General features: G+C 59.5%; 1 protein-coding gene. It reads right to left on the reverse strand.

The window, feature by feature from the left end; all coding sequences use genetic code 11:
- Positions 1-2,487 (reverse strand): TonB-dependent receptor (locus H5U38_13875; protein MBC7188109.1); only part of this gene is annotated, 2,487 nt, incomplete at its 3' end.
- Positions 2,488-2,737: the final 250 nt, after the last annotated feature.

Below are 2,737 nucleotides of genomic sequence, written 5' to 3' on the forward strand. Positions count from 1 at the left end.
GCGCGAGTCCGCATGGCCCCAGGAGCTCCGGATGTAGAGTCCCTGACCCTTGTACGGCGTCAAGGTCCACAGGCGGTTGCCATAGTTCTCCACGTCGCGGTAGTAGACCACCGCGTCCAAGGAGATGTCCAGCACCGGCGCCCACTGCAAGCCGATTTCATATGCCGTGGAGCGCATCGGTTCCTGGTCAACCCACACCGTGGTCATCGACGGGGAGGCCGAATAGTTGGTGAAGTTGTAGTCGGTGTACAACGAGGCAAAGTTCGGGTACTGAATGAACTTGCCAAAGGAGTAGTGCATCGCCATACGATCAGAGATCGGGTGCGACACACCCAAGCGCGGGCTGAAGAACCACTTCCAACCCACCTTCCCGTCGCGTACCGGGCGCAGTTCCCATAGCGCGCCGGTCGCATCGGCAATGTAGTCCCATGGGTGGAAATCGTTCTTGAAGCGCCTGGTGTCGTTGTCATAGCCGTCCACCCGCGCACCCACGTTCACGATCATGCCCATGTACTCGATGCGGTCCTGCAGGTAGAAGCCGAACTCCTTCGGGTAGAACGTGTGCTTGTCCAGGTGGAAGCACTCCATCGGGTACTGGTGACCAGCGCCACCGAGCTCCGCCTGCTTGTTGTCCACGTCCACGTAGTGGTAGCGGAACTGGAATCCTGTCTTGATCTGGTGGTTGTAGGTGATCTGGCTGGTCAGGTCACCCTTGATGGTGCTCACGTTGCGCGTGGTGCGGCTGTAGAGTGCAGCCGGGTAGCGCGGCCGGAACAGGCCACCAGTGGTCCAGAAATTGACCTTGTTCTCCATGTAGGTCTGGTCGATGGCACTGTAGAAGAAGGTGCGGTTGGGGTCCCTGGGCCCGAGCACAGCGTCGGGGTGCTCATTGAGGTAATTGCCCACGTAGCCGTTGACCGTGGTCCAGTCGATGTAGGTGATGCCGGTGGCCTCATCGGTCTTGGTGACGCCGCCCACGTAGCGGAGGTACTCCTCACGCGAATCAAAGTCGATAAAGTCGCCCTTCTCGTCGATGTCGCAGTAGCCATCGCCGTTGTCGTCCGGATAGCCGAGCTCGCTGTTCTTGTTGCTCTGGCTGATCTGGATCTCGTAGAAGGTTTTTGGCGACAGGGTGTGGGTCCACTTGGCGTAGGCCACCAGGCCCAGGTCCTTGTAACGCGGCGCGCCCTCCATGTAGTACAACCACTTCGGGTTGAACTTCCAGTTGACAAAGTTGAACAACTGGCCTCCGTCGTCGATTTGCCCATAGAGGGTCACGCGCATGTCCTTGGTGAAATCGTAGTGCAGCTTCAAGCTGCTGACGATGCGCTTATCCAGGTCGAAGGGCATGGCGGAGGTGCGCAGGTTCTGGTAGCGCCCCGTCAGGAAGAAGCCGCCCTTGCCGCCCGTGAAAGGCAACGGTCCACTCAGATTGCCTTCAACCTCGTAGGAGCGGCCCAGACCCACAGAGTCGTCGGGATCATAGTAGTACTTGTCCCGGCACAGCTGCTCGTTCCATGTGTACAGCTGGGCAGAACGCTGATCCTTGATCTGCGACGAAGCAGCCAGCTTGTCCCGCTCGTCAAAGTAGCCAATCTGGAGGATGTTGCCTTGGGCGTCCTTCTTGCTGTCCTTCATGTAGTACGGGTTGGTGCCAAAGTGCTCGATCTTGTCCATAGGCGTGCCGCGGACATAGATCTTGCCGGTGTAGTGCTGGCCGCCGGACTTGGTCACCATGTTCACGATGCCAGCCGACGCAGTGGGGTATTCAGCGGTGAAAGTGCCAGCGTAGACGTTCAATTCCTGGATGGCGCTCGACAGCATTTCGGTCATGGCCGTCTCGCGGAGTTCCGAGCGACGGAACGCCTGGTAGACGTGCCCAACATCCAAGGTGCCAAACGCGCCGGTGCCGCCCGAAAAGTACGTGTCGGACACATCCACGCCGTCCACCAGGTACTTGGTCTCGTACTTGCGACCGCCACGCACGTACCCGCTGAACGTGCTCGCCGCCGTCTCCACCAGGTCGCGGTAGCTCCCGACCGGCAAGCGGTGGTCAAGTTCCTCGGCCTCCATGGTGGTTTTGGACTGGGTGAGCGTCTTCTCCACCAAGGGCCTTTCGGCCACAACGGTGACCGCCTGGCCTTCGATCACGGTCGGGCTGAGCTGGAAGTCGACATCGGAAGTCAGCCCAGTGACCACGCGCACGCCAGTCTTGGTCACGGCTGTGTAACCCATGAATGATGCCTTAACGGAATACACGCCTGGGGGGACGTTGAGGATAAAGTATCGACCTTGCAGGTCAGTGGAGGCTCCCATTGTCGTGCCTTCGATGATGACGTTCACGCCGGGCAGCGGCTCACCCGTGTCGGCATCCGTCACCCGTCCAGCAATCTTGCCGGTGACCGCGAACACAGGCACCGCCGCTGCCAGCGACAAGACCAGGACAATGGGAACAAGAAGCGCCAGTTGTAGGATGCGTTTGTGCATGTCCATGCTCCTCCAGTTTAGGGCTCTCTCGCACAACACTCCTCAGACTCGCTACCGCCTACCCTCCGGCACTCACCTCCTTTCCTCGTAGGACCCAAGGCAAAAATAAAGGGAATAGAGCTCTCCCGCCCAGGCCCCACGGGCAGGAGACTCCATTCCCTCAACCACTACCTCAGTCCTCCCCACCGTCACATCTAGATGAAGCGTCCGCAAGGTTACCATTGTGCTCCACTCGATGATGCTCGGGGAA

Source organism: Calditrichota bacterium (assembly GCA_014359355.1).
Lineage (GTDB): Bacteria > Zhuqueibacterota > Zhuqueibacteria > JANLFK01 > Oleimicrobiaceae > Oleimicrobium.